This window comes from Streptomyces fuscigenes (genome assembly GCF_021556455.1).
In the GTDB taxonomy this organism is placed as follows: Bacteria; Actinomycetota; Actinomycetes; order Streptomycetales; family Streptomycetaceae; genus Streptomyces; species Streptomyces fuscigenes.
This window is the reverse complement of sequence record NZ_JAKGCV010000455.1, coordinates 1-4,266: the sequence shown is the minus strand read 5'-3', so window position 1 is coordinate 4,266 and position 4,266 is coordinate 1. Positions and strand designations below refer to the sequence as shown.

4 protein-coding genes are annotated in these 4,266 nt (G+C 74.8%); 2 read left to right on the top strand and 2 right to left on the bottom strand.

Features of this window, described 5'->3' with window-relative positions; all coding sequences use genetic code 11:
* The coding region (locus L1885_RS24485) for a DUF6924 domain-containing protein (RefSeq protein WP_235799338.1) at nucleotides 1-490 on the bottom strand (490 nt) is incomplete at its 3' end.
* A gap of 188 nt (nucleotides 491-678) precedes the next feature.
* Here L1885_RS24485 and L1885_RS24480 point away from each other — a divergent pair.
* Complete coding sequence (locus L1885_RS24480; protein WP_235799337.1) at nucleotides 679-1,149, top strand: DUF6924 domain-containing protein; 471 nt, start codon at nucleotides 679-681, stop codon at nucleotides 1,147-1,149.
* Nucleotides 1,150-1,251: 102 nt separating this feature from the next.
* Here the strand turns inward: L1885_RS24480 and L1885_RS24475 are convergent, their stop codons facing one another.
* The gene (locus tag L1885_RS24475; RefSeq protein WP_235799336.1) at nucleotides 1,252-2,979 is read right to left on the bottom strand and encodes a dolichyl-phosphate-mannose--protein mannosyltransferase; all 1,728 of its coding nucleotides are present in this window, start codon (nucleotides 2,977-2,979) and stop codon (nucleotides 1,252-1,254) included.
* Nucleotides 2,980-3,251: 272 nt separating this feature from the next.
* Here L1885_RS24475 and rsmI point away from each other — a divergent pair, with 272 nt between their 5' ends.
* Nucleotides 3,252-4,142 (top strand): 16S rRNA (cytidine(1402)-2'-O)-methyltransferase, encoded by an 891-nt coding sequence (gene rsmI, locus L1885_RS24470; protein ID WP_372482020.1) that lies wholly within the window; start codon nucleotides 3,252-3,254, stop codon nucleotides 4,140-4,142.
* The last annotated feature ends 124 nt before the right edge of the window (nucleotides 4,143-4,266 follow it).

Below are 4,266 nucleotides of genomic sequence, written 5' to 3'. Positions count from 1 at the left end.
CGGCGGCCCCGGGGACGCGCCCGGGGACCACGGCGTGCGGCGCCGCCCCCGCCGGCTGCCGCGCGGCCCGCAGTGCTTCCAGCGCCTCGTGGTGGCGGGCCGAGAGGCGGTAGGTGCCCGACGCGCCGCCGACCCCGTCGTAGAGGTCGTCGAACGTCTCCTCGCCGAGCGCCAGATTGCCGACGGCGGAGGCGCAGGCGTCGGGCACCGCGCGAAACGACCGGCCGTCGGCCGCGTCGACCAGGAGCAGCGGGCGCTCGCCGGACGCGAACGTGACCGCGTCGGCGACGACGAGCACCGTCCGGCGGCTGCCCTCGGGGACCAGCGCCCGCAACGCGTCGGGGGACAGGCCCTCGTGGCGCCGGTCGGCCTCCACGCTCACCCAGCCCCGGTCCACCTCCCGCAGCAGCCCGCGCCAGGCGTCCTCGTCGGTGAAGTCGGTGCGCAGCAGCAGTGGGAGATCGTGCTCGGGCAGCGGTGCGGCGCTCATGTTCCCCTCCGGGCCGGTGGCAAGAGGCCGCCAGGCTACAAGCGGCCTCCGACAGCGCGCGGTCGGCGCGTGCGGGGCCGGACGGCGGCCGGGAGCCGCCCGCCGGGGACTGTCGTACCCGGCCCCTACGCTGTGGCCCACTGTCGAAGCGGCCGCCCCGGCCGCACAGCCGGAAGGAACGTCCGCTCGTGCGCACCCTGCCGAAGACCGACGAGGACTACCCGCCCCTGCTGCTCGTCCGCACCGACTACGGGGACGACGCGGGCTGGCGGCGGCTGCGCGAAACCCTCGACCACCCGTGGGTCTTCGACGAGCGGGACGGGGAGAACGGCCGCCTCACGGAGGAGATCCTCTGCGTCGACGATCCCCGGTGGGAGGGCGCGGGCGTCCCCGAGATCCTCGCCGCGCTGGCGGCGGCCGCCGCCGAAGGAGGGGGCGAAACGGCCGAGGACGCCGAGTGCGGCTGGGCGGTCGTGTTCGTCGCGGACGCCGCGGGCGTGCGCGCGCAGGTGCCCACACTGCTCGCGGTGAGCCCGGACCCGGAGGAGACGACGGAGCCGTACCGGATACCGGCGCTGGAGACCCCGCACGCCATGCACTGCAACCTGGCCCTGGCGAACATGGACTTCCAGGACTTCTCCGGCGAACTGTCCGACTGACGCCCGCCGTCGTGCCCCCGGTCGCGGTGGCGGCCGGGGGCGGGGACCCGGGTCGCGGGGGACTCCCGCGCCCGCGCCCCCGTCCGGGCCGGCCGCCGGGACCTAGATCCAGGTGTCCAGCCACATCCGGTGCTGCCACGACGAGTACGGGATCGCCGTGCCCGTGTACAGCGGCCAGAAGTAGATGAAGTTCCAGAAGATCAGCAGCACCAGGCCGCCCGCGCTCACCACGCCGATCGCGCGGCGGCGCTCGTCGGAACCGGGCGGGCCGATGATCGCGCCGATCATCATCGTCACCGCGAGGCACAGGAAGGGCGCGAAGACGACGGCGTAGAAGTAGAAGATCGTGCGGTCCTGGTACAGGAACCACGGCGCCCACCCGGCGGCCACGCCGCAGGCGATCGCGCCGGCGCGCCAGTCGCGGCGGAACAGCCAGCGCCACAGGACGTACAGCAGCGCGAAGCAGGCGGCCCACCACAGCAGCGGGGTACCCAGCGCGAGCACCTCGCGGGAGCACTTGCCGACCGTGTCCGCGGGGCAGCCGGACTGGCCCGCCGACGGCGACTCGTAGAAGAAGGAGATGGGGCGGCCGAGGACGATCCAGCTCCACGGGTTCGACTGGTAGGTGTGCCCGCTGTCGAGATGGATGTTGAACTCGTAGACCTGGTACTCGTAGTGCCACAGGCTGCGCATCCAGTCCGGGAGCCAGGTGTAGCTTCCGCCGAGCCCCTGGCCCTTCGTGCTCGCCCAGTTGCGGTAGTAGCCGTTGCTGGTGAACAGCCAGCCGCTCCAGGACACGAGGTACGTCGCGAACGCCACCGGCACCGTCGAGACGAACGCCGGCAGCAGGTCGCGGCGCAGCACGGCGGGCCAGGGCCGCAGCGCGCCGGCGGTGCGGCGCGTGCCGACGTCCCACAGCACGGACATGACGGCGAACGCGGCGAGGATGTAGAGGCCGTTCCACTTGGTGGCGAAGGCGAGGCCCAGGACGACGCCGGCCGCGAGCCGCCACGGCCGCAGGCCGAAGCGCAGCGTCTCCGCGACGTGCGCGTCGGGCCGCAGCACGCCCTCCGCGTCGACGGGCAGGGCGGCCGCCATCCTGCGTCTCGTCCAGTCCCGGTCCAGCACGAGGCAGCCGAAACCGGCCAGGACGAAGAACATCAGCACCGTGTCGAGCAGCGCCGTGCGGCTCATCACGTAGTGCAGGCCGTCCGTGGCCAGCAGAGCGCCCGCCAGGCAGCCGAGGAACGTCGAGCGGAAGACGCGGCGGCCGATCCTGCACAGGATGAGGATCGACAGCGTCCCGCACACGGCCACCATGAAGCGCCAGCCGAACGGGTTGAAGCCGAACAGCCACTCGCCGAAGCCGATCACCCACTTGCCGACCGGCGGGTGCACGACGTAGCCGGGATCGTGGGGCACCGGCACCGCGGACGGGTCGAGCAGGATCTTCTTGTCGACGTCCTTCGGCCAGTTGCCCTCGTAGCCCTGGTGCCACAGCGCCCAGGCGTCCTTGGCGTAGTACGTCTCGTCGAATATGACGGCCTTGGGGCTGCCCAGGTGCCAGAACCGCATCACGCCCGCGATCAGCGTGACCAGCAGCGGTCCGCCCCATCCGGACCAGCGGGCCAGCCGCTCGGCCGTGACGGGCGGCACACGCAGCACGGCCCACAGGCGGTCGGAGGGCCGGTTGAACGGGGGCACGAGCCGGTCGTGCAGGCTGACGGTCGGCCGGGGCACATGACCGAACCGGCGCAGCCGCCCGGGCCAGGTGGGCGGCGTGTCTTCGGCGTCGGGCCCGTGCAGGGCTTCGGGCGCAGTACTGGTCACCGCGCCATCGTAGGGAACGTATCCGTGAGGCTGGGAGGATGGCGCCTGTGAACGCGAACCAGCCACCCGAGAGCCGCCCCGCCGACCTGCCTGTCGCACCGCCGTCCGGGGCTGCCGGACCCGTCGCGTCCGGCGCCGACGTGCCGGGTGGGGAGGGGTACGGGGGCGGCGCGCCGGGCTGGGACGACGACGGCACGCACGACGACGGCTCCCACGACGACGGCGGCCGTGACGAGGCCGGACCGGACGCCGGCGTGGACGCCGGGGACGGCCTGGGCGGCGGCGCCGGGCACAGCCGCGGCGGGCCGGGCGGCGTGCTGGTGCTCGCGGGGACGCCGATCGGCGACGTGAGCGACGCCCCGCCCCGGCTCTCGGCCGAGCTGACCCGCGCCGACGTGATCGCCGCCGAGGACACGCGGCGGCTGCGGCGGCTCACGCAGTCCCTCGGCGTCCAGCCGGCGGGGCGCGTCGTGTCGTACTTCGAGGGCAACGAGTCCGCCCGCACGCCGGAACTCGCGGACGCGCTGGCCGGCGGGGCGCGGGTGCTGCTCGTCACGGACGCGGGGATGCCGTCCGTGTCCGACCCCGGCTACCGGCTGGTGGCCGCCGCCGTGGAGCGGGGCATCCGGGTCACGGCGGTGCCGGGCCCCTCGGCGGTGCTCACCGCCCTCGCGCTGTCCGGGCTGCCGGTGGACCGGTTCTGCTTCGAGGGCTTCCCGCCGCGCAAGGCGGGCGAGCGGCTGGCCAGGCTGCGGGAGAACGCGGCCGAGCGGCGCACCCTCGTCTATTTCGAGGCGCCGCACCGCCTGGACGACACGCTCGCGGCGATGGCCGAGGTGTTCGGCGAGGACCGCAGGGCCGCCGTGTGCCGCGAGCTGACGAAGACGTACGAGGAGGTCAGGCGCGGCCCGCTCGGCGAGCTCGCGGCATGGGCGGCCGAGGGCGTGCGGGGCGAGATCACGATCGTCGTCGAGGGCGCGCCCGAGGCCGGGCCCGCGGAACTGGACGACGAGGAGCTCGTCGGCCGGGTCCGGGTCCGCGAGGACGCGGGCGAGCGCCGCAAGGAGGCCATCGCGGCGGTCGCGGCCGAGGCGGGCCTGCCCAAGCGGCGGGTCTTCGACGCGGTGGTCGCGGCGAAGAACGCGGCCCGCGGCGGGGCGTGAGGCGAGGCGGTCCCGCGGCGGCGACCGCGGCGGGTGGCACGAAGCGGTCACGGGTCATGCCCACGGGCCGCGTGCCACGCACCGGCCGCGTATCACGACCCGCGTCCCCCGGGGCGCGATACGC